Source organism: Brevibacillus sp. FSL K6-2834 (assembly GCF_038592925.1).
Taxonomy (GTDB): Bacteria; Bacillota; Bacilli; order Brevibacillales; family Brevibacillaceae; genus Brevibacillus; species Brevibacillus borstelensis.
On sequence record NZ_CP151945.1, the window covers coordinates 1641100 to 1663548 of the forward strand.

19 protein-coding genes and 1 other annotated feature are annotated in these 22449 nt (G+C 50.8%); of the genes, 11 read left to right on the forward strand and 8 right to left on the reverse strand.

The genetic code is table 11. From position 1 onward, the window contains the following. The first annotated feature begins 61 nt into the window (after nucleotides 1-61). A complete protein-coding gene (locus NST96_RS08155) occupies nucleotides 62-586 on the forward strand; it encodes a hypothetical protein (protein ID WP_051925441.1) in 525 nt (174 codons plus the stop codon). A gap of 122 nt (nucleotides 587-708) precedes the next feature. Here NST96_RS08155 and NST96_RS08160 read toward each other — a convergent pair whose 3' ends face one another. Both NST96_RS08160 and NST96_RS08165 read right to left on the reverse strand, forming a co-directional pair. After that, entirely contained in the window at nucleotides 709-1566 is an 858-nt protein-coding gene (locus NST96_RS08160; protein WP_003387913.1) for an amidohydrolase family protein, read from the reverse strand. Further along, nucleotides 1553-4669 (reverse strand): GNAT family N-acetyltransferase, encoded by a 3117-nt coding sequence (locus NST96_RS08165; RefSeq protein ID WP_342405988.1) that lies wholly within the window; start codon nucleotides 4667-4669, stop codon nucleotides 1553-1555. Before NST96_RS08165 ends, NST96_RS08160 begins: the two co-directional genes overlap by 14 nt. Nucleotides 4670-4903: 234 nt before the next feature. Between NST96_RS08165 and NST96_RS08170 the strand changes: the two genes are divergently transcribed. Then, nucleotides 4904-5074 carry a zinc-binding dehydrogenase gene (locus tag NST96_RS08170; protein WP_227277577.1) on the forward strand — a complete coding sequence of 57 codons (171 nt, stop codon included), beginning with the start codon at nucleotides 4904-4906 and terminating at the stop codon, nucleotides 5072-5074. Nucleotides 5075-5260: 186 nt separating this feature from the next. Here NST96_RS08170 and NST96_RS08175 read toward each other — a convergent pair whose 3' ends face one another. Both NST96_RS08175 and NST96_RS08180 read right to left on the reverse strand, forming a co-directional pair. Further along, entirely contained in the window at nucleotides 5261-6073 is an 813-nt protein-coding gene (locus NST96_RS08175; RefSeq protein WP_141334126.1) for a hypothetical protein, read from the reverse strand. Nucleotides 6074-6155: 82 nt separating this feature from the next. Next, complete coding sequence (locus tag NST96_RS08180; protein WP_227277557.1) at nucleotides 6156-6758, reverse strand: sigma-70 family RNA polymerase sigma factor; 603 nt, start codon at nucleotides 6756-6758, stop codon at nucleotides 6156-6158. A gap of 406 nt (nucleotides 6759-7164) precedes the next feature. On the opposite strand from NST96_RS08180, the gene NST96_RS08185 reads away from it, so the two are divergent. After that, complete coding sequence (locus tag NST96_RS08185; protein WP_171506632.1) at nucleotides 7165-9558, forward strand: penicillin acylase family protein; 2394 nt, start codon at nucleotides 7165-7167, stop codon at nucleotides 9556-9558. A gap of 33 nt (nucleotides 9559-9591) precedes the next feature. On the opposite strand, the gene NST96_RS08190 is transcribed toward NST96_RS08185, so the two are convergent. Further along, entirely contained in the window at nucleotides 9592-10062 is a 471-nt protein-coding gene (locus NST96_RS08190; RefSeq protein ID WP_003387906.1) for a DinB family protein, read from the reverse strand. A 221-nt stretch (nucleotides 10063-10283) separates the two neighbouring features. Here NST96_RS08190 and NST96_RS08195 point away from each other — a divergent pair, with 221 nt between their 5' ends. Next, nucleotides 10284-11180, forward strand: coding sequence for a hypothetical protein (locus tag NST96_RS08195; RefSeq protein ID WP_342405993.1), 897 nt, complete (start codon nucleotides 10284-10286; stop codon nucleotides 11178-11180). 51 nt (nucleotides 11181-11231) lie between these two features. Here the strand turns inward: NST96_RS08195 and NST96_RS08200 are convergent, their stop codons facing one another. Further along, a complete protein-coding gene (locus NST96_RS08200) occupies nucleotides 11232-11807 on the reverse strand; it encodes an NAD(P)H-dependent oxidoreductase (protein ID WP_243013949.1) in 576 nt (191 codons plus the stop codon). Between the two features lie 225 nt (nucleotides 11808-12032). Here NST96_RS08200 and NST96_RS08205 point away from each other — a divergent pair, with 225 nt between their 5' ends. The 4 genes from NST96_RS08205 (at nucleotide 12033) to NST96_RS08220 (ending at nucleotide 14794) form a co-directional block, all read left to right on the forward strand. Further along, the gene (locus NST96_RS08205; protein ID WP_031932271.1) at nucleotides 12033-13070 is read left to right on the forward strand and encodes an AraC family transcriptional regulator; all 1038 of its coding nucleotides are present in this window, start codon (nucleotides 12033-12035) and stop codon (nucleotides 13068-13070) included. Nucleotides 13071-13131: 61 nt separating this feature from the next. Beyond that, nucleotides 13132-13608, forward strand: coding sequence for a helix-turn-helix transcriptional regulator (locus NST96_RS08210; RefSeq protein WP_122958099.1), 477 nt, complete (start codon nucleotides 13132-13134; stop codon nucleotides 13606-13608). Nucleotides 13609-13640: 32 nt separating this feature from the next. Continuing rightward, a complete protein-coding gene (locus NST96_RS08215; RefSeq protein WP_024984441.1) occupies nucleotides 13641-14063 on the forward strand; it encodes a VOC family protein in 423 nt (140 codons plus the stop codon). 332 nt (nucleotides 14064-14395) lie between these two features. Continuing rightward, nucleotides 14396-14794, forward strand: coding sequence for a DoxX family protein (locus NST96_RS08220; RefSeq protein ID WP_003387896.1), 399 nt, complete (start codon nucleotides 14396-14398; stop codon nucleotides 14792-14794). Nucleotides 14795-14988: 194 nt separating this feature from the next. Here NST96_RS08220 and NST96_RS08225 read toward each other — a convergent pair whose 3' ends face one another. After that, the gene (locus NST96_RS08225) at nucleotides 14989-15372 is read right to left on the reverse strand and encodes a VOC family protein (protein ID WP_342405997.1); all 384 of its coding nucleotides are present in this window, start codon (nucleotides 15370-15372) and stop codon (nucleotides 14989-14991) included. 125 nt (nucleotides 15373-15497) lie between these two features. Further along, nucleotides 15498-16688, reverse strand: a complete 1191-nt coding sequence (locus NST96_RS08230) for an ISL3 family transposase (RefSeq protein ID WP_172920624.1) — start codon at nucleotides 16686-16688, stop codon at nucleotides 15498-15500. A 333-nt stretch (nucleotides 16689-17021) separates the two neighbouring features. Next, nucleotides 17022-17251 (forward strand) — a binding site (T-box leader). Between the two features lie 93 nt (nucleotides 17252-17344). Here NST96_RS08230 and NST96_RS08235 point away from each other — a divergent pair. From NST96_RS08235 to htpG, 3 genes are all read left to right on the forward strand, one after another. Then, on the forward strand, nucleotides 17345-18898 hold the full coding sequence (locus NST96_RS08235; protein WP_227277562.1) for a 2-isopropylmalate synthase: 1554 nt from the start codon (nucleotides 17345-17347) through the stop codon (nucleotides 18896-18898). A 110-nt stretch (nucleotides 18899-19008) separates the two neighbouring features. Then, entirely contained in the window at nucleotides 19009-20184 is a 1176-nt protein-coding gene (locus tag NST96_RS08240) for a substrate-binding domain-containing protein (RefSeq protein ID WP_342406000.1), read from the forward strand. 205 nt (nucleotides 20185-20389) lie between these two features. Beyond that, complete coding sequence (gene htpG, locus NST96_RS08245) at nucleotides 20390-22270, forward strand: molecular chaperone HtpG (protein WP_342406002.1); 1881 nt, start codon at nucleotides 20390-20392, stop codon at nucleotides 22268-22270. The last annotated feature ends 179 nt before the right edge of the window (nucleotides 22271-22449 follow it).

Sequence of the window (22449 nt, forward strand, 5' to 3'; positions counted from 1 at the left end):
GTATAGGTGAGCAGATGGATGGTTTGAGTCGAATATGATTTTTCTCAAGGAGGAGAGGGCTTTGCTTCCCGATGATATAAAGGAAAAGATCATAAAAAAGTACAACATTCCGGATCCAGAGCCTCCGAGAAATGTTCCCAAAGAGGATCGTCCCAAAAATGACAGCGAGTATCCCGGCATTACGGAATTTGTGATCGATCCTTATGTGGGTGCAGGCGTTTTGCGGCTTGGGATGACACCGGCAGAAGTTCAAAAAGCATTGAATTTTAATCCGCGAAAATACCGACGGCTGCACGAGAAAGAAGATGATTATCGCATCTGCTTTGTCTACTACAAGGAGCCTGAGATTTGCAATGCGATCGAATTTTTTCCGCCGGCGTCTGTTCTGTTTCATGGAAAGAATCTCCTGGATTGCTCATTGAAAGAGGCAATGGAGTTCGTCAGGCAATATGATAGCGACTTGGAAATAGAGGCGGGTTTCATCTCACATAAGTACGGGTTCGGGGTTTATGCTGAATTTGGCATATATGAGCCAGAGAATCCGGTGGAGACCGTAATTGTTTTTGAAAAAGGTTATTACGATTGAAAAGGGGGAGGGTAAAAGAAAGAATGAAGGAGTTTTCAAGAACAAGAAAAATCCCATGTTCCTTCGCAGGTTAAACGCGAATCGACATGGGATTTCTTATGTGACAGCAAGCGTCCCAAAGTCTACTCAACCAACGCTTTGATCTTCGGAAACACCTTTAGAGCCGTCTTGTAAAACACATCCTCGTGATATTCGGCCGGAATCAGCTCCTGGACGAACTGAATGTACGGCTTCACCGGAGCAAGGGGCCAGTCGGTTCCAAACAAAAACTTGTCATAGTGGTCACAGTACGTGATCGCATGGCGCAAATGGGCGAAAAAGAGCGGGGAGTCCTTCAGCCGGGCGCAATTGGCGGCATCTCCTACCATCAAGCCGGAGAGATCAGCGAACATGTTGCGGTTTTTGTAAACGACTTCCGCCCCATCCAGCACCCACGGATCGCCGAAATGGGCCATCATAAAGGTAACCTCCCGATGCTTCACCGCCACCTCGTCCAACGTAAGCGGATGGGAGTACTTCAACAGCCCTCGCTCCGAATACGTATCGCCGGTGTGGAAGACGACAGGCACCTGATGCTTGGCCGCCAGCTCGTAGACCGGGTCATAGACGCTATCGTAGGCGTAGAAAGGATAGTAGCCCAGATAGATTTTGAGTCCGACCGCGTTTGGCTTTTGCAGGTCTGCTTCCAGCCTGGCCACGGCAGCTTGATCCAGCTTGAAAGGATTGATTCCCAGGCAGTACACGAGCTGCGGCGGGAGTTCTTCTGTCAAATCAAGACCCATTGGAGTGGCAGCCTCCGCATCGGGGAAGCCGTCCTGTTTTGTCTCCGTAAGCCCCATGCCGATCCCCAGTACCACTCCATTTTCCGCGTATTCCTGCAGGATGCCGGCGACAGAGTAATCAACCCCCGACTTTTCTGCCGCAGTCCGCTTGAACTCCTCGATATGGGACAAATGCATATGGGCATCAATGATTTTCATCGCGTGTCCTCCCTTGCTCGGAAAACCGGATTGCCCGCAATGCAGACAGGGAATCGGACGGGATCTTCTTGTCTGCAAACACGAAAAAGACGGGCGGGGTAAAGGCAGTGCTGCCGCTCGGCAGGTTGAGTTCGCGCACGACCGAGGCGACGGCCACTTCCTTGTTGGCGTAGAGGCTCACATCTGCCGTATCCAGGTCGGTGACAATGTGCATCTGGTCGTTGCGCGAAGCGGAGCCGACGATATAATCGGAGATTTCGGCAACGGACAGTTCACCCTGTCCCAGCTTGTAGCACAGTTCCTCGCCATTTGCTCCTGCGGTTTTCAGCCAAATCTCTTCGTCTGTATCCTCTGTCTGCAAAAAGATCTCTGTCGACCATTCCTTGCCGGCAAAATACGTTCCGGTATTCTGAACGATCTCTACGGTATGGCAGAGGACAGGGACACCCGGCAGAAGCAGGTAATACTGATGACATGTCAGACCGCGATACTTTTCCTGCTTCTGCACATCGTAGCTCAGCTTGATGCCCTGCCAGACATTCTGCCTGTTATCAACCAGATGGACAAAGGAGGCCGTCCGCTCCTCCTTGATCAGGGAAAACGAGTTCAGCTCCGCGATGATATTGCCAATCCCGCCGGTCCACGGATTCCACCATGATTTGGGCCCGCGCTCCGGGAAGGAGGTAGCCAGCCATTCCTGGCCGTGGCTGGAAAGCGAGAAGAGTGACGGCGAGAACTCGGGAGCTGCCTTGATCCGCAGCGGGCCATTGTCGGCGATATAGACTTGCTGCCCTTTTTCTTCTGCCGTCTCCAGTAAAACCTTTCCTGGCCCAACCGGAAACACAACACTGCGCAAATGAGTCTCATGTGTCGCAAACCGCCCGTCTATGCGGACGAGCTCACAGGATTTTTCTGGTGCGGCAAAGGAGTAGCCGGATTCCGTCTTTTCCTCATCCTCCGCAAAGCGCTGCGCTTGTCCGCTATCTGGCATGCTCTCCAGCGAAGCAGTCAGTTCTCCATCGAGATACTGCTGCTTGTACTCTTTTACCTGTACTTCAAATTTATCGCTATCAATAAAAGGATTGTGCTCGCTCACAACCAGCTCCAGATGATCGGTCAGGGACAAGTCCGCCGGCAATGCTTCTTTTCGTGCAAACGCACGGAATTCCTTCCAATCCGTAAAGCTCCCGCAGGTGATGTAGAAGGGGCCAAATGTCCTTTTGCCATGCGGCTCCAGTATGCCGAGACTGGTTTCCAGAGACATATGCCAGCCTTGAAGATCGATACGGTATTCTTCGGGCCAGCACATGCCCCAGGGGATATCGTTTCTTGAAAACAGCCAGTTCTCACTGATCAGCTCGCCGTCCCAATAGTCCATGTCGCTCCCGTACGATGCCGGTGTCTGGACATAGCGGCCTTGATACGGAAGGATCGGGCGGAAAATAGGATGGGCAAAGCCTTGGCTGAGCCACAGCTCCGTACCCAGCCTGTCTGCGGAGAGATTGGTCAGTTCCAATTCGTGAACAACCGTGCCGTCTCCGAAGAGGAGCGTCTTTCCGATCAACGCAATTTGAGGGAATGAGCCGGAGCGGTAAGCAGCGCAAAAGCCGATCGCTCCTTTTTCCACGATACATTCGACCTTCTCGGGACGTTTTTTGGAAAACTCGCTGGAATACGGCTTGCCGATCTTCGGATAGGTGAGATAGGTTGGCTCTCCGCCAGTGCCGCTGACAACGGTGATCTCGTTGTCTTCCTTGTTGAAGTAGAGCGCGTGGAGGCCGTGGTGCACCTGCCACGTCTGTTCCGTTTCCCCTGACAGCATGGCGCCCGGTCCTGTAAAGGCGGCACCGATTTTTTTGGAAAAAGAGACAGAGCCGCCATCCGCGAGCTTCGCCTCTACCTGCACATCGGCCACGTAAAAGCCGTGCTCATAGGGGTCGGCGTCAAGCGGGAGAGAGACGCGTTCTTTGCCTTGCAGCCGGAGTGTATGGCGCTGCTGATTGATGCGGAGAAAGGAACAGGAGGGCAGTTCGAAGGAAAACTCTGCCTCTTCTTCAAAGCTGTTCTCCACATCCAAATAAAACTGTGCTGTCCGCCCCGGATAGGTGAGCCCGGGCACTTGCAGGGAAAGGGAAGCGGGAAACTTGGGGAGAATTCCCACCTGAAACAGTGCGGCCTTGCCGTTGATCAGGATGTGCGTACAGACACGGGGATGCGTACGCCAGACGCTTTGTTCTTCGGTGATCCCGCCGACAAAAAAGCTTGCCGACAGTGTCGTTTCCCCGGTAACTGCAAGCTCCTGCTGATAATCAAAGCGGATGTTTTCGTTGGGTGCTCCCTTCAAGGAAATCTGCAGCGGCTTGCCCGATTTGTTGACGATCCGGTAGTGAATCCGGTACTCCCGGCCAAAGACCAGCTTCGGTCCTTCAACCTCCGCAGACAGGAGATAGTCTTCTGTTTCGATGAGGCGCATGCCGCGGCCGAGCCGTTCAAACTCCACGCGCAGGCTCTTTTCGCCTTTTGCCCAGGAGTAGGTGAAATAGTCAAAGCCGTTTTCCTTTCGACCGTCTGGTTCTACGACAATCTCCCGGGTGGAGTCCTGATACCAGTCGAGCTCCTCAAAATAGGGGGCGATTGCCTCTGTCCTTAGCACAGTGGGGATCATGTTCATGAGATGAGTGGTATCGTCCCGGTCTTCCCAGAAAAAGCCGAATTTTTTATACAGGGGTACAGCCTTCGTGTTCCCTGCCCACGTGTAGAGATCAAGTCGGGGCCAGCCGAGCTGGATCGTTTGCTCCAGCACGCGTGCAAGCAGCATGCGTCCCACTTTTTTTCCTTGGTAGTCAGGACGCACATTGAGCAGCGGGATATAGAGGGCACCCGTATCTTCCCGGTACTCGGCCAGGCTGCAGTAGCCAACGACCTTATCGCTATCCATCGCCAGGTAAACGGCGAGAGAATCAGAGCTTGCTTCTTCTTGCAGGATTTGTTCCGCCGTTGTAATCGAGTTTCCGCCCCCCCAGCTATCCCGGCTGGCGTTCCACATGTCAGCGACGGCTGCGGCCAGTTCGGGGCGGTAGGGAACGATAGAAATAGATTCCATGATTGACTGCACCTCGATAATTTTGGAATATTTGTCATCTTGCAAGAGAATACGTATGAGAGGACGGGGTGGTTTCGGGGTTCATCGATTTTGCTTTATCGGTGGCAGAGGGATACGGCTCCCCAACAACCTTTTAGCGAGGAGGTAAAGACGTGCAAGACGATTAGAACTACCCGGCAAACGAAATTGGACGTAAAGCCCGCAGCCTGAAAGAAGGCATCGTTCATTGTCGTCATTTTCCGGGAGCGCTCCGGCGCCCGTTTAGCCGCGATTGTCGAGCTGTATGCCGAAGGACAACTGCAGGTGTTCATGAGAAAAACGTTTCCGCTGGAACAAGCGGCCGATGCTCATCGAGAGGTGGAGAAAGGTCATGGACGAGGGAAAGTCGTGTTGGATGTCTCTTGATTGGACTGTATATATCAAAGCGCCCCTGGCTTTGGAAGAAGCAAGGGGCGCTTTGACGATTCTGCATTACGCGATTCTGCCAGCTTGTCAAACCTGTGTCCAGAAAGACTTCTGTCTACTTGGTGATCATCTGAAACGATCAGCTAGAGTACGTAAATCGTTTCCTTGGATAACCCGCCACGCAAATTAATCCAGGTACGACTCAGCGATCTTGACCAACTCTTCTTTGGTCACCGGATTGGATGTTTCGATATGGTAGCGGATCGTCTGGTTCGTGTTTGGCACGTCGTACACCCAGTGAATATTTTTCCCCGTGCCAAAATCCGTGAAGATCATTTCTACCCCTTTTACCATTAGCTTTTCTTCCTTCAGGTCCCACTCTTTGTGAACGATAACCGTCTCTTTGCTGCTTGTTTTGGACATCGTAACCCGGATGTCTTTTCCTTGGTTGTTGTAGATGCTGAGGATTCTCCAGTAGTCCTTCGACAGCTCCACCGGCATCATGGCAAACTCTTTTTTGGACTCCTCGGCCTGCCTCTTCAGCTTTTTCGCAATGGCTGCCTCTTCTTCCGGGCTGAGAGGATTCACATAAGTCATAGGCTCAAAGTCGACTCTTGCACTTTCAAACTTGTATTTGCCTTCCAGGCTGTCTAAAATCTTGACGGATTGATCCTTCATTTTGTCTCGGAGCTTAGACACATCCGTAAAGGAAATGCCCTTGCTTTCGGTGTAAATTTTCATATCCGGAATGTCCGAAACGACATAAAAGAGACCGGCCGTGCCTTCTTGCAACACTTCGTCGGCGTATCCGCCGCTTTTCAGCGAGCGGATTTGTTCATCTTTGGAAGGACGAGTATAGCCTGATTCTTCCAATGTTTTTTTCTCATATACCACATTTCCCTGCTTGTTTTTCAAAGAGTGATAGTTGACTGCCGCAAAAGCCGAAGAGACTGTCAAAACCATTCCTGCCGCTACCAATAAACCCACTTTGTATTTCACGAAAAATCGCTCCTTTGTTTTTTGTTCGGCGTACAATTTCCCCATCACTTTTCCCGTCAAGTCTACATCGGGAATTCGTGGGTCATGAAAAAGTTCTCTCAAATCCTGATCCCTGTCCGATCTCATTTGGTCCCACTTCCTTTCCTTGGGCATAGTACTTGCGGAATTTCGCAGCCGAACGTTCGTATTTTTTTCGAAGAGTGGCGCTGCTTTGATTCAGAATGAGGCTGATTTCCTGATAGCTCTTTTCCTCTACACAGCGCAAAATCAACAGGTTCCGCTCTTCCACCGACAATTTCGACATCGCCTTATGCACGGACTCGTCGAAATAATGGGCTTCGATTTGCTGATCCACGTGTTTGTTTTCTTTCTCGTCCCGATAAAAGAAAGGGAGATATTTCGCCAGTTTTCGCTTGCGAATCACATCGATGCACTGATGGTAGGCAATCTTGTACAGCCAGGCGCCAAACGGAATCTCGGGCCTGTATTTCTCCAAATAGCGATATGCCTTCAAAAATACTTCCTGGCCGCTGTCCTCGGCTTCGGAATGATGGCCCAGCATGTGATAGCAATAGAGAAAAATCGATTTTTGGTAGAGGTGCATAATCTTCTCGAACTTCTCGGTATCACCCTTCAATACGTCAGCGATGATCCCCTGTAGTTCAGCTTCATCCAAACCGCTCACCCCCTTTCATCCTAAACAACGAAGGAGCCACATCAAAATGTGACGGTTACCGAAAAAAATAAGAAATGGACGGACGGGAGCAGTCGTTCTCGCCCGTGAAATCAAAGTTGGCACCAGTTCAACATACAGGAAGCAGCAACAGGGCGGTCAACCTTTTTGTGGACAAGACAGCCAATGCCCAACTACAGTTACGCCCGGAACGTTCAAATCGATACGGGCATCCGCGAAATGCCAGTGCACGGGCAACAGCTTGCATGCAGGAACGACTCAAGATCGTCGGGAAATCCGGGGATAGGTTTCGGGGGGGTTGGAATTTTTTTCTATTGGGCGGTTTTGTGGTATACTAAAGAAAATTAACTGAATAGTCATTCATTTTTTACCTTGTACAAAAGGGGGGGCGAGTTCAATGGAAGCTGTGCTTCAAAAACAGAAGGTGAGCAGAAGGAAAAAAGCGGTCAAGATTGTTGTTGCCGCAGTGGTTGTTTTGCTTGTAATCAGCGCTGTTTTATTTGGAATCGCAAACGCATACATAGCAAGGTCGCTGCCGCAGATCGAAGGCGAGCTTTCCGTGGCGGGGCTTGCAGAATCGGTAACGGTCGCAAGAGATGAGCATGGCGTCCCGCATATTTACGCCAGCAACGAGCATGATTTATTCATGGCCCAAGGATATGTTACGGCACAGGACCGCCTGTTTCAAATGGACTTGAGCAGAAGGCAAGCATCCGGCGAGCTCAGCGAAGTCATTGGCGAGAAGGCTGTGGACCGCGATAAATACTTCCGGACGCTCGGATTGCGCAGAGCGGCAAAGCTCTCCCATGAGGTCTACTCGCAGGAAGCCAAGGATATCCTGCAATGGTATGCAGACGGGGTGAATGCCTACATCAGCGAGGCGAAGGCAAAGGGAGCCTTGCCCATCGAATTTGCACTTCTGGGCTATGAGCCAAAGGAATGGACGCCGCTCGACTCGCTGACCATCGGAAAATACATGGCCTATGATCTGGGCGGGCATTGGGAAGGGCAAGCGTTTCGCTATTACCTCCTGAACCATTTTCCGAAAGAGAAGGCGTACGATCTGTTCCCGAACGAGGAAAAAGCGGGGCCTCCGATCATTCCGCCCATCGGGGATGGAAAAGTAGATGTCGAGAAAAGCTTTGCCAAAGCGATCATTCCCCCTGAATTCAATGGGAGCAACAACTGGGTGGTTAGCGGCAAAAAAAGCGCGTCGGGCAAGCCGCTGTTGGCGGATGATCCGCACCTGTCCCTGGCGACGCCATCCATTTGGTACCAGACCCATCTGAAGGCTCCTTCGGTAAATGTGAGCGGTGTTATTTTTGCGGGAGTCCCGGGGATTATTCTGGGCCATAACGAGCATGTGGCCTGGGGAGTGACGAATACGGGACCGGATGTACAGGATTTGTATATCGAAAAAAGAAATCCGGAGCAGCCGAGCCAGTTTCTCTACATGGGGAAATGGGAGGAAGCACAGGTCATCGATGAGCCGATCCGGGTGAAGGACAAAGAGACGATCCCGTATCAGGTCACCATTACGAGACATGGGCCTGTTATTTCGGAGTTCGCCGAAGATAGCGGCAAAGATACCGTTTTCTCGTTGAAGTGGACGGCGCTGGAGCCATCCCGGGAGCTGGAAGCGGTTTTGCGGATGAATAAAGCGAAAAACTGGAACGAGTTTGAAAAGGCGCTGGAAGACTTCCACACGCCGACGCAAAATTTTGTATTTGCCGCACAGGATGGGACCATCGCCTACAAGGCAAACGGGAAAATTCCCATCCGCAAAAAGGGCAACAGCCTCGTCCCTGTTCCCGGGTGGACAGATGAATACGAGTGGACGGGGTACATCCCGTACGACCAGCTCCCCAAGACTGTGAATCCAAAGCAGGGCTTCATCTCCAGCGCGAATTACAAAGTCACGGATGACAGCTATCCGTACCACATCAGCAATGTCTGGGCACAGCCGTATCGTCAAATGAGAATACAGCAGGTGCTGCAGGCAAAGGAAAAGCTGACCGTGGAGGACATGCAAAAGCTGCAAATGGATCAAGCAAACCTGCAGGCTGATGAATTCGTGCCGATCTTTTTGGAGCATGTGAAAAAGGAGCCGCTCACGGAGAAAGAAAAGGCTGTTCTCGCTGTGCTGGAAACATGGAATTTCGTCGACGACAAAGATTTGGCTGCGCCTCTCGTATTTCATACGTGGATGCGGCAAGTGGCGAATGTCCTGTTCAAGGAGCAAATACCGGACAGCATGAATGACTTGTTTGAAGGAAAGAGGCAAATCGTCGACGATCTGATCCGCAGAGCCCACACCGGCAAGCCGGGTCCTTGGGTACAGGAGAAGGGAGGGCTTTCCAAGGTGCTTCACGCTGCTTTGCAGGAAGCCATTGCGGAAATCGAAGCTGCCCACGGAACAAACAGCGAGAAATGGAAGTGGGGCGAGGCTCATCAAATGTCTTTTCTTCACCCCTTGTCCAGCGTGACCGGACTGAACTACCTCTTTAACTGGGCAAAACCGATCCCGGCAGGGGGGAGCGCCGTAACTGTCCAGGCCGCCAGCTACAATCAAAAGACGGGCCTCATCAACCACGGGGCATCCTGGCGGTTTGTCGTCGATACGAATGATTTGACAAAGGGGTATCATGTAGTCGGTCCCGGTCAGTCGGGACATGTAAAAAGCCCTTGGTACGACGATCAGTTTGGTGCATGGGTCGAGGGAGTGTACCATGCCACATCCATCGCGGACACACAGGAAACAGGCCATGTGCTAACGCTCCGGCCCAAGTAGATTGTTGTTAGGTCGGGCGAAGGAGAGTCCTCCTTATAGCCTATGCTCCCGAAATGCCTGCTTTACCCGCTCAATCTGGGAGAGGTGGTCACGGACATGCTGGACGCGCAATTCCAGCAGCTTTTTGAACGTGTACCGCACTCCATCGGGATATTGCCCGACCCGCTCAAGCTGCTCGGGAGTCAGATTTTCGAGAAGCGGCAGCATGCTGGCCCGCAGCATTTGGAACAGGAGCATATGCTGCTTGCGGTCCAACCGATCATATCCGAGGTTATCCGTCCAGGCTTCCTGATCAAATGACAGGAGAAGCGGTTCTTCCTCCGCCAAGACTTTTCTCAGCCGATGTGTCGCCAAGATTTCGGCATCTGCAACATGAATAAGAATCTGGTGGATGCTCCATTTGTCCGGTGCAGGTTGGAACCGCAACTCCTCCTCAGACAATCCTTCAACGGCTTCTCGCAGCAGCTCATGGTCTTGGCGGTACTCCTCGATCAACTTTTCCATCCGTTCCTCTCCTTCATCATAATTCGTGTGGCTGGTAGCCATTTCGAATATAATTCTTCGATATAGAGCAAGTACCTTCTGGGTTTTCACGAAATAAATGTAACCACGTTGTGGAAGACGTGGTTTTTTACTGAACGGACCTCATGGCAGGCCAGAAGGAAACTTTTCATGGGATCAGCCGTCTATTTAGTTGAAATTTGTACGAGGAGCAGAAAAAGCTGATGGGTAACATACGGATTCATCTCTGCACAGTGATGATTTTGCTGGTAGTAGCTGCAAGTGCTTGCGGCAACCCAATGGAATCCGAACCAACCTTACGGGTCGACAGGGATGGCCTTGAAAAAACGGTTCGCTCAGAAGGCTATGGCTTGCAAGCACGTTTGGAGCCGGAAGCAGAAGGCATCGCTGCGTATTCGTTCCCTGAACAGGCTGCACTCTTGTTCCAAGCGGTTGAGCTTACAGAACTCGAAAATGCAAAGCCTGCCCAGACATGGGAGCATGCCGGAACCATTCCATTCGGAAACGTAGCGGGAAGCCCGGCATTTTTGCAAGTGTTTAAAGAAACAAATCCGGTTGCCTCTTGCGGTTCCGATTACCAGGCTGTTGCTCTTCTTGAACATAAAGGAGAGACGTTCGGCTATCGGGAATGTTTTTCTGCCAGTCTGATTGAAGACGCCATTCAAAAGAAAAAGGCTTCCGTGGTCTTGTTGGAGAAAAACCATGCCGCTGCGGGCTCAAATTACGTGCTGCAGGGTGCAGCGGCATTAGCTGCAAACGGACCGGCCAGGATGGGTTATTTTTACTATGATAGTTCCCAAGACAAATGGTTCGCCTTTGAGGATTGGGGGAACCCGCGTCTTGCAGACCTGGACGGAGACGGAGCGGATGAACTGGTCAATCAGTTTGAAGGCTTGCACCTTCACTGGCCGGATGTAAACATATACCGCTGGAGGGGCAGCGTGCTTGAGAAGAGCGAATCGGTCAAGGCGGTGCTGCAGGTACCCCATTTTTCCTTGAGCTCTGCCATCGCAAACACGGAGAGCGGTCCGCATACAATCAAAGTCCAAGCTGCAATGGACAGCGAGTCCGTCCGTACGGAGTCGGCAACTTACAAATAGGAGAGCGGGAAGTTGCTGCGAATCGCCAGTGAATGACAGTATCCGTCGGCGTTACGCCAGTTTGGAGCCTAGCTGCCTTGCTTTCTCCAGCCATTTGGCCCGCTGCTTCTCCGATGAAGAGTTCACCTGGCTGATTTCGGTCACACGCACTGGCTTGATCCCGCAAAAATGCAAGATGTTTCGTTTCATCACGAGATGCCCGGCTTGTCTGTAGATCAAGCGATTGTACCAGGCAGGCGTATCCATAGTGACGATCAAACGCGCCGTTTTTCCGGTCAAGAGCTTATCCCATAATGGAGAATCTGTTCGGTATTTATACGCGAACCCGGGCAAAAAGACGCGGTCAAAAAATCCCTTCAGGATGGCAGGCATCGTTCCCCACCAAGTCGGGTAGACAATGACGAGATGGTTGGCCCAGCGGATCAATTCCTGCGCTTCCTGCAAGTCGCTTTCAAGCTCGGTTCTTTTCCGGTACCCATACTTCAAATTCGGATCAAACTCAATTTGGCTCAAGTCGATGGTCCGAATTTGTGCCGATGTGCTGGAGGCCCCTTCCATATAAGCATGGGACAAGGCAGAGCAAAAGCTTTCCGGATCGGGATGTCCGTTGATTACGAGAATATTCAACTTTCTGTATCCCCCTTTGTGCGTATTATGAAAAAAATGGCTGCCTCCGCGGTTTGCACACACTGCCGGGCGGGAGCAAAAACCGTAGCCTTCCGATGCGATTCATTCATTGTGATAGGATGGAAAGAAGGACTGTATTCAGTATAACGGATGAATTTCGGACACATAAATGATGCAAAGCGCATAAATGTTGTTGTTTTGCGCAAAAGGGAGGCTTGGACGTTGATGGATGACCAGGGATTTGCCATTTCCATGGTGTACCCGATCATGAAGACCATCGCGCAAAAAGGGTTCGATTTCGGGCAGTTTTGCCGTCACGTTTCTTTTGACATGGCGAAGCTGCAGGATGTGGACGCCCGCATAGACGAGAGCGAGCTGGTGCGGTTGATGAACGAAGCCGCCCGGTTTACGCAGGACGACTATTTCGGCCTGCATCAGGGAGAGCTTACGGACATCGCCGATATGGGCATTCTCGGCTATGTCATGATGCACTCCGATAGAATCGTCGATGCGCTGAAGGCTTATCAAAGGTACAACGTGATTCTTTGCAGCGGGTATAATCTGGATTGGGAGGAGCAGGGAGACGATGCGATCCTCCGGTTTTACAAGACAACCCCAACGCCGATGTCCCGCCAGTGCGTGGAGGATATGGTCAGCTCCTTGTATCATTTGATTGCCCGCATGAGCAACCGGTCCATTGCGATAAAGGAGCTGCAATTTGCCCATGCAGCTCCTGCGGATGACGGCCCGTACTTGTCCATATTCGGCGTAGAGCCGCGCTTTGACGGGCGGGAAAATGGGCTGCGCATGAGCAAGGAGGTTCTGCAATATCCGATCCTGTATTCAGATCCGCGATTGCGGAGAGCTTTTGAACCGATCGCAGAAGAAGTCAGAGAGAAGCTGCTCAGAGGAAGGGAATTTTCGGACCGTGTCTTCCAATGGATGATGGCGTGCATGCCTGCGTCTCTTCCGACTTTGCAGGAGACAGCAGCATCGTTTCAGATGAGTACGCGATCACTGCAAGCGAAGCTAAAGGAAGAGAGTACGTCTTATAATGAGTTGTCGGCTCGCGTTCGCAAGGAAATCGCGTTGGTTTATTTAAACAAGCACGAGTATTCCATCAGTCAGATTGCCTACTTGCTGCATTATACAGAGCCAAGCGCATTTCAAGCTGCATTTAAAAAATGGACGGGATTGACGCCGGGGCAGTACCGGGCTCAGAGAAGACAAAAATCGGTATCCCTCGATACTGCTGAATTATGAGCATTGCCGCACATACAATCCCGGCGTCGATGAATCTATGATCAAAAGGAAGTGAATTCACATGCGAATGTATCTTCCTTTTCAAACACCTGCCGTGCAGCGCGAACTGCTCGATTTGCTGAAATGTTTGCATGCACAGGCAGCTGATTCCGACGATCTGCTGCAAACGAGTCTGCAATACATGTACGTCAGTCGCGGAATGGTTTCGATGAGCTCTTTGGCTGACTTGCTCGGATACAGTGACCGGAATATAAGACGAGGCTTTCAAAAAGAGCTGGGGGTCTGCCCAAAAGAGCTTTCAGGCATCATCCGCTTTCAGAGCTTGCTGCGAGAGCTGAATAATGGATCGCAGTCCCATTTCGCTGACGTAGCTGTAAAATACGGTTATTACGATCAGGCGCACTTGATCAATCAATTTAAACGTTATTATGGATTGACTCCCAACCAGGTTTTCAAACAGGTAAAAAGCAAAGAAACGTGTCCGTTTTTTACTATAAAAAAGGGTGGCAATCGGCGATCATATGTGAAAAGTGAATAAAAAAATCAGCTCTGGGAGGACTGTTCAAGATGATGAAACCGCGAATTTCCGTTCTTACATTGGGGGTAGACGATCTGGAAAGATCGCTGACATTCTATCGCGACGGACTCGGTTTGCAGACACAGGGGATCATCGGTACAGAATTTGAACACGGCGCCGTTGCCTTTTTTGACCTGCAAGCCGGGCTCAAGCTCGCTATCTGGCAGCGGAAGGACATCGCCCATGAGGCGAAGGTTCCTTTGGCATCGCCAAGCTCAACCGAATTTACGATCGGTCACAATGTCGGCAGCAAAGAAGAAGTGGACAAGATCATGGAACTCGCCGAAAAGGCCGGGGCCGTGATAACAGACCCGGCGCATGAAGCCTTTTGGGGCGGATACTCCGGGCACTTCCTGGACCCGGACGGCCATTTGTGGGAGGTAGTCTGGAATCCGGCCTGGGAGATTGAGGGTTAACTTGCCGCTTGTATTCGGTGTATGGTCAGTGTAGGAGTACAGGATTGATCCTGCCGACATGCTGGAGCTTACAAACACATTCAAGCCACGTCAGCGGACGTGGTATTTTCTTTGAATGGAGTTGGCATCTAGCGTATGACAGCAATCCATAAGAAACCAGGAATGATTTGTTTTGCTACTATTTACGTATACAAGAGGCACGATCCTGGTTGCTGGGAAAGGGAGGATGGGAGAAGTCAGAGCAAAGCGGTAAGGAAGGTATTACGAATGGAAATGAAGCTTGATCGTAAAAACGCCCGAAAGTGGAAAATGAGGAAAGGAGAAATGACAGGATGAACAGCATTTCAAAAAGCCGGCTGTGGACGGCGCGAATCATGAGCGGACTTGTCATTTTGTTTATGCTCTTCGACAGTATTTTCAAATTTATTCAACCAGCTCCCGTAGTGGAAGGAACACTGCAGCTCGGATACGCCCAGCATCATCTTGCTGTGATTGGTACACTCGGACTCATCTCCACGATTCTTTACGCGATTCCTCGTACAGCTTTTTTGGGCGCGGTCCTGCTGACCGGCTATTTCGGGGGGGCCATCGCTACACACATTCGCATGGATGCTCCTCTTTTCAGCCATGTCCTGTTTCCGGTCTATCTCGCGGTGTTGGCTTGGGGAGCGATTTGGCTGAGAAACGAAAGGGCACGGAAACTCATTCCCCTGCAAAACAGGGAGGATTGAGAAGGATAAATACGCTTCCTTACACCGGCTGAATTGCCGGTGTTTTCGTTGGTTCCAAAGAGGGGCTGGGCATCGGCCTTTCAGAAGGTGTTTCTGATCGGTTCTCTTTTTGCCGTAGTGGCGTTTATCATTTGCTACTGCAGTTGAAAGGCCGCCTTCCAACGAAAGGAGAGAGTCGGGAGTGCTGCCGTACCTCAAACCGGTACAGAGCAAATTGTGATATGATATCCGTCTAAATCGCGCAAGGTGAATTCATTGTGTCCGGCAAACGGATTAAGATGGGGCTCTTCCTCAATCTTTGTTCCAAGCGATTGAGCTCTTTCCCATGCACGGTCGAAATCGTCAACCCGGAAAAAGAGCAACAGCCCGTTTCCAGGCTTTCCATGATCCGGACTCAGTAACGACGGATGCCCATGATCACCCCAATGATGCAGGCAAAGCAGGATGGTTCCATCCGTATCAACAAGCTGATCAAATATGCCGTTGGAGTGGCTATTTTGGAAAGCGAGCAGCGATTGATACCACTGCGAACTGGCCTTCACATCATTCACTGCAATGATTGGTTCTGTACGCACCATTACCGGTTTGCACGTCCTCTCCTTCCAGATTAGGTTTAGGATAAGCCATAATACGGAATTTTTACAACCTTTTAGCTCTTCACCGTAAAACGTGCTTGATCTCCCTCTATCGCAGTTTTTCGTAGTTATGTAGCCGGTTTACACTCCAGTCTAATGCGAATCTTGAATCTCTCTAGATTGCGGTAGCCGTAGGCTCTTCGTTTGATCACCTTCACTTTGTTGTGTGTCCCTTCAATCTTGGCATTCGTTACCCGAAAGGAGAAATAATTCTGAATGGGCTCTCGCCACTGGACAATCGTTTTGGCAATGGAACGAACCGCAGGAGTCGGAGAATAGAGATGGTCGTCAATCCATTTCTGAAGTGCTTCCTCGCCTGCCTCTTGGGTTTGAACGGCATACACGGTTCTTATGTCTTGAAGCGCAAAGTAGAGTCGTTTGAGGTGTGGATCTTCTGCTAACCAATTCTTCAGTTCCTGAAGCTCTTCGGGCTTCAGCTTGTCAGGGATCGTATGGAGCAGGCGTTGCTCATGTCTGCCCCGACGATGTGTTCCACGAGCATGAGTGCGTTTTCGGGTAGCTTCCAACGCTTTCGAGAAAAGCTGGATCACGTGAAATTTATCTGCTACCACAAGGGTATGCTTCCAGACTTGGCGTACTGTTTCAGCCATTCCTGGAGCCAAATCCGTGACAACTACATGGGGAGCCTTACGAAAGGGCCATTGCTGCAGGGCGTTTCGTACCTGTTCACGTGAACGTCCTTCTGTGACTTGCCAGATATGACCGGTTTGAGCATCCATGAGGTTCACGCCGTACTTATGTCCTTTTTGCAACGCAAACTCATCCAGACAGACCACTTCAGGAGCTTCATGTTCTTTTGGTTGAGCAAGGCGTTGGGGGGCCAGTTGGTAGTACCAGCGTTCGAGTGTCGAGTAGGCCACACTCAATTGCTTGGCAACCGAGAGCAAATCCCGGCCGCGGCACATATCCACCGCCATCTCTTGAAAAGCAGAGGTGACCAATCCTCGAGGCGGGATACCGTTCCATTCCACTGTCCATGTAAGCCCACAACTCGCACAGCGCTGGCGATACACGGGAACGGATACCCAGACGGTCCCCCAAGAAGGAACGAAACGATGACGAAGAATACGCCGTCCAGGACGGGCATGGTTGGTACTGGCTCGGAGACAGATCGGACAAAGATAACAAGCAGAATTCGGTTCCAGAACAGCGATCCAATCCGTTTCCGTTGTTTTTTCCCAATGAGTGAGATGGAATGATGGAAGTCTGACAAAGTCTGTGCTAAAATCAAGGCACAACGCAGATTTCCTCCTTTTCAGTGGTTGTCTCGACAACTCCCACGATAGAGGAACATCTGCGTTTTTTCAATGTCTAGCACGGGTTATGGTGATGAATCAACCTTTTATCAGGAGAAACTAGAGATTGCACTAAGAGTGTAGCGGCGTCTTAAAAAGAGACGCCTCCATCGCGACAAGGATTTGGGATGGATGTACGGGATCGGTTTCACCGTTTGGACGGCCATCGGTGGAATATGCTGTACAGGGATATGAGCAAGATACCCCAAGCATAAAAAAGATTTGCCTGTTGACACAACTTTACGAATGTAATACAATTTCCAATAATTTGACAAGCAAATGGTTATGAGTAGAAGTAGTAGAAATGAAAAGATCTTTCAGAGAGCCGTTGGTCGGTGCGAAGCGGCAGTATCATTCATTTCGAACTCGTCTATGAACTGCTGCCTGACAATGTAGGGTAAGCCGGAGTTCCACCGTTACAAGGATAGATGGTGATGGCCATCGAATGAGCTCATTTCACAGGAAATGAAGTAGAGTGGTACCGCGGGGTCAACCTCGTCTCTATACGTAGAGACGGGGTTTTTTTGTTGGTTAAAGTCCGGGTTTAGCCGCCCCCGCTTGATATACAGAAAACAAGGAGTACTGGGGAGGAAGCACAGATGACAAGAAACATTATCGTATTGGATACCACTTTGCGCGACGGAGAACAAGTGCCGGGCGCCAAACTGAATGTCCGCCAAAAAGTCGAGTTCGCACAGCAGTTGAAACGACTGCAGGTAGATATGATTGAAGCCGGTTTTCCCGCCTCGTCGCAGGGGGATTTTCAAGCGGTTCAGGAAATTGCCAAAAGCGTAGGGGACGCCGTCTCGATTACGGCACTGGCGCGCGCGGTCAAAAGCGATATCGACGCCGTGTACCATAGCATCAAGCTTGCGCAGGACCCGTTCATCCACATCGTGCTGGGTACCTCGAACATCCATGTGGACAAGAAATTTAACCGCTCCAAGGACGCCGTTCTGCAGATGGGGGTCGACGCGGTGAAATACGCCAAAACGCTGCTTCCGCGCGTGCAGTACTCGACAGAGGACGCATCCCGGTCGGATTTCGAATATTTGTGGAAAACGATTGAAGCCGTCGTCAAAGCAGGCGCTACCATCATCAACGTGCCGGATACGGTTGGATATGCGGTCCCGGAGGAATTCGGCGAGCTGATCCGCAAGATCAACGAACGGTTGAAAAATCTCAATGAGGACGTCATCCTGAGCGTCCATTGCCATAACGACCTGGGGATGGCTACGGCGAATACACTTGCTGCCGTGAAAAACGGGGCGGAAAAGGTCGAAGTGACCATTAACGGTTTGGGTGAACGAGCCGGGAATACATCACTTGAGGAAGTCGTGATGGGACTCAAGGTCCGGGAGAATTACTACAATTGCTCCACCAATATCAAAACGACAGAGCTGCTGCGAACATCCAAGCTGCTCACGTACCTGACTGGACTGGATGTACAGGTGAACAAAGCGATTACCGGGGAAAATGCCTTTGCTCACTCCTCCGGCATCCACCAGGACGGTTTGCTGAAGGATAAACAGGTGTATGAAATCATTTCGCCGGAAGACGTAGGGGCGGAGAGCATGGAACTGATTTTGACGGCCCGCTCCGGCCGCCATGCGTTTAAAAATGCGGTGGAAAGAATGGGCTTTGACACAGGCGATGCGGCTGACTTTGAGGCGCTGTTTGAAAAATTCCTCGCCTTGGCCGATTCGAAAAAAGAAGTGTACGACCACGACGTCTACTACCTGGTCACCAATCACCGCGCGCTTCAGCAGCAAAGCTGCGGTCAACTGTATGAGCTGGTATCCTTCCAGGTGATGACCAATGACCAGTATCCGACGGCCACTGTCAAGCTGAAAAAGGGCAACGAGGAATTTACAGACAGCGCGGTCGGCGACGGACCGATCGATGCTTTGTACAGTGTCATCAAATCGTTGGTGGGACTGGACGTGGAATTGAAGGATTACAAAATCAACAGCTTGTCCAGAGGGAAAGAAGCGATCGGGCGCGTCAATATTCGCATCGATCATCAAGGCAAAACGTACTCCGGACGGGCCATGGACACGGATATCATCAAGGCGAGCGCCATGGCTTTCCTCAACGGCATCAACGCCGTCCTGCTTGATGTGACGAATGAGAGCTTGAATCCGGTTGGGTAAGCTGGACAATCAAAAGCCCTTGGGAAACCAGGGGTTTTTGATTTGTTCCTTTTGCCATTCTTTTACATTCGCTTATAATGGGCAGTAGAGAAAAGAGCAAGGGGGCAGACATGTACAATCTTATCGGGAAAATCATTGGCTGCATCGTGATCATCGCTGGCCTGCTGTTTTTCGGTTTCATGGCGATGTTGTTTACAACGCTGCAAGGCGGAGTAAAATTTTATACGCCGCTTTCGGCAGTAGTAACGGCTGTGCTCATTCTGTTCGTTATTTTGCGAATGTTCACTCCAATCAAGCCGCGTATCCTTTATCGATCGCTGGCGGTCTGTTTTGGCCTGTGTCTCTTGACCGTGGCAGGCTATGAGATCAACTACGCCTACCATAACAGTATCGAAACCGTTGGCGAGCAGGATGTAGATTTGGAGCAGTACCGCCCGTTTCAGCCATATACGAAAGCGGCAAAGCTGGAGGAGCCCTCGACCCTCAAGCTGGAATCCGGGCTGCCCAGAATTGACGGAGCGACAGCGTTTTATCCTTTATATGCCGCCTTTGTGCAGGCGGTTTATCCAGAGAAGCAGTACGATCTGTACGATGGCGAAGTGATGGTCAGCAAGACTCCGCAGGCATACGAAAATTTGATCGTAGGCAACGCAGATGTCATCTTTGCCTTTGCTCCCTCCGAATCGCAATTGGAGGAAGCCAAAAGGAAAGGCAAAGAGCTGAAGCTCACGCCGATTGGTCGGGAAGCCTTCGTCTTTTTCGTCAACGCGGAAAATCCCGTGAAAGGGCTGACGACCGGGCAAATCCAGGATATTTACTCGGGAAAGATCACCAACTGGAAGGAGGTCGGCGGCCCCAATGAAGCGATTCGCGCCTTCCAGCGGCCGGAGAACAGCGGAAGCCAAAGCATGCTGCAGAGGTTCATGGGAGACAAGGAGCTGATGACCCCTCCCCAGGAGGATGTGGTCCAAGGGATGGGGAGAATTATCGAGCAGACGGCGAACTACCGGAACTACAAGAACGCCATCGGCTATTCATTCCTCTATTTCGCGACCGAGATGGCAAGCAACGGCAATATTCGCCTGCTTGAGGTGGACGGAGTAAAGCCGGAGAAAAGCACGATCAGCAGCAAGGAGTATCCGTTGACTGCCGAGTTCTACGCTGTGACAGCGGGCAGAGACAATCCGAACGTATCCAGGCTGATCGAGTGGATCCTGTCGCCCCAAGGACAGTGGCTGGTGGAAAAGACCGGCTATGTGCCGATAGCGGATCCGGCTGTTCGATAGGCAAGCTGCAGGACCGGCCGCCAAGACTGGATTTGGATTGATAGGCGTGATACGAGCGTTCTGTCACTAAACCTCGTTGACACAAAAAGGGAGTATTGCTATAAAAAATAGTGGATAGCACTCAAGGCCAAAGAGTGCTAAAAAAGATTCGCTATCGCGATCGCTACATCGATGAACCAAGTTTCCGGGGAAGGGAGAATGTCCAATGGAAAAGAAGCAATTTCAGGCGGAATCCAAGCGGCTCTTGGAAATGATGATCAATTCCATTTACACGCAAAAAGAGATTTTTTTGCGCGAGCTGATTTCCAACGCGAGTGACGCGATCGACAAGATTTACTACAAAGCGCTGACTGACGAGCGCCTGGTCTTTGACAAAGACAGCTACTATATCAAGGTCATTGCCGACAAGAAAAACAGAACCTTGACCATCCGTGATACCGGTATCGGCATGACGAAGGAAGAGCTGGAAAATCACCTCGGCGTCATCGCCAAGAGCGGCTCTTTGGCGTTCAAAAAAGAGAACGAAACGAAAGACGGCCATGCGATCATCGGCCAATTCGGCGTCGGCTTTTATTCCGCATTTATGGTGGCGGATGTCGTGACGGTGATCAGCAAAGCGCTGAACGGCGACGGCGCATACAAGTGGGAGTCTTCCGGAGCGGACGGCTATACGATTGAGCCGTGCGAAAAGGAAACGGTCGGTACAGACGTCATCCTGAAGATCAAAGAAAACACGGAGGAAGAGAGCTTCGACGAGTTTTTGGAGGAGTACCGCCTGCGGGCGATCATCAAAAAATACTCCGACTTTATCCGTTATCCGATCAAGATGGATGTGACCGGAAGAAGACTGAAGGAAGGCAGCGACAACGAGTACGAGGAGTACCAGGAAGAACAGCGGATCAACAGCATGGTTCCGATCTGGAGAAAAAACAAGAGCGAGCTGACGGACGAAGACTACGAGAACTTCTACGCGGAAAAGCATTACGGCTTCGACAAGCCGCTCGCGCATGTCCATATCAACGCGGATGGCGCGGTGTCCTATCAGGCCATCCTGTTTATCCCGGAGAGCATTCCTTTCGACTATTACACCAGAGAATATGAAAAAGGCCTCGAACTGTATGCCAATGGCGTATTGATCATGAACAAATGCGCCGATCTGCTCCCGGACCATTTCAGCTTTGTCAAAGGAATGGTAGATTCGGAAAGCTTGTCTCTCAATATTTCCAGAGAGATGCTGCAGCATGACCGGCAGTTGAAGCTGATCGCGAAAAACATCGCCAGCAAAATCAAAAGCCAGCTGCAAAGCCTACTGAAAAATGAAAGAGAAAAGTACGAGCAATTTTATAAATCGTTCGGCAGACAATTGAAATTCGGCGTTTACAGCGATTTCGGAAGCCATAAGGATGTCCTGCAAGATTTGCTCATGTTCTATTCGTCCAAGGAGAAAAAGCTGGTTACGCTCGATGAATATGTGGCGAGAATGCCGGAAGAACAGAAATACATCTACTACGCCTCCGGGGAATCGAATGAACGGATTGAAAAGCTCCCGCAAACAGAGCTGGTGGCCGAAAAAGGCTATGAAATTTTGTATTTCACCGACGACATCGACGAGTTCGCCATCAAGATGCTGCAAAAGTATAAAGACAAGGAATTCCGTTCCGTATCGAGCGGCGACCTGGGCATCGAAGCGGATGATAGCCAAAGCGCCGACGAAGCCGAGAACAGCGAGAACAAAGAACTGTTCGACTATATGACCAGCCTGTTGGCGGGCAAAGTGAAAAAAGTAAAAGCATCCAAGAGATTGAAGAGTCACCCTGTCTGTTTGTCGACAGAAGGGGAAGTGACGATCGAAATGGAAAAAATCTTGAACGCCATGCCGAACAACCCCAATGTGAAGGCGGACAAAGTGCTGGAAATCAACGTTCAGCATGACGTGTTCCAATCGTTGAAAGACGCCTATGAAAAAGACAAGGAGAAGCTGAATCTGTATACGGCTCTCTTGTACAATCAAGCCCTTTTGATCGAAGGCCTGCCAGTTGAAGATCCGGTTGAATTTACAAATGATATTTGCAAAATCATGGTTTGATGAACGTGACGCAAAACGCTTGGGGTTCTGAAGTGGCCTCAAGCGTTTTTTCGTTTTCCCATTATCATTTTGTTATCATTGTTCATCTATTGATCGGGAATGCGCCCTGACCTATGATGTAGCTGTCGCGACGAAGGAGGAGCGCATGTACGGCCAGTAGACCGGCCGGCTAATGTCGC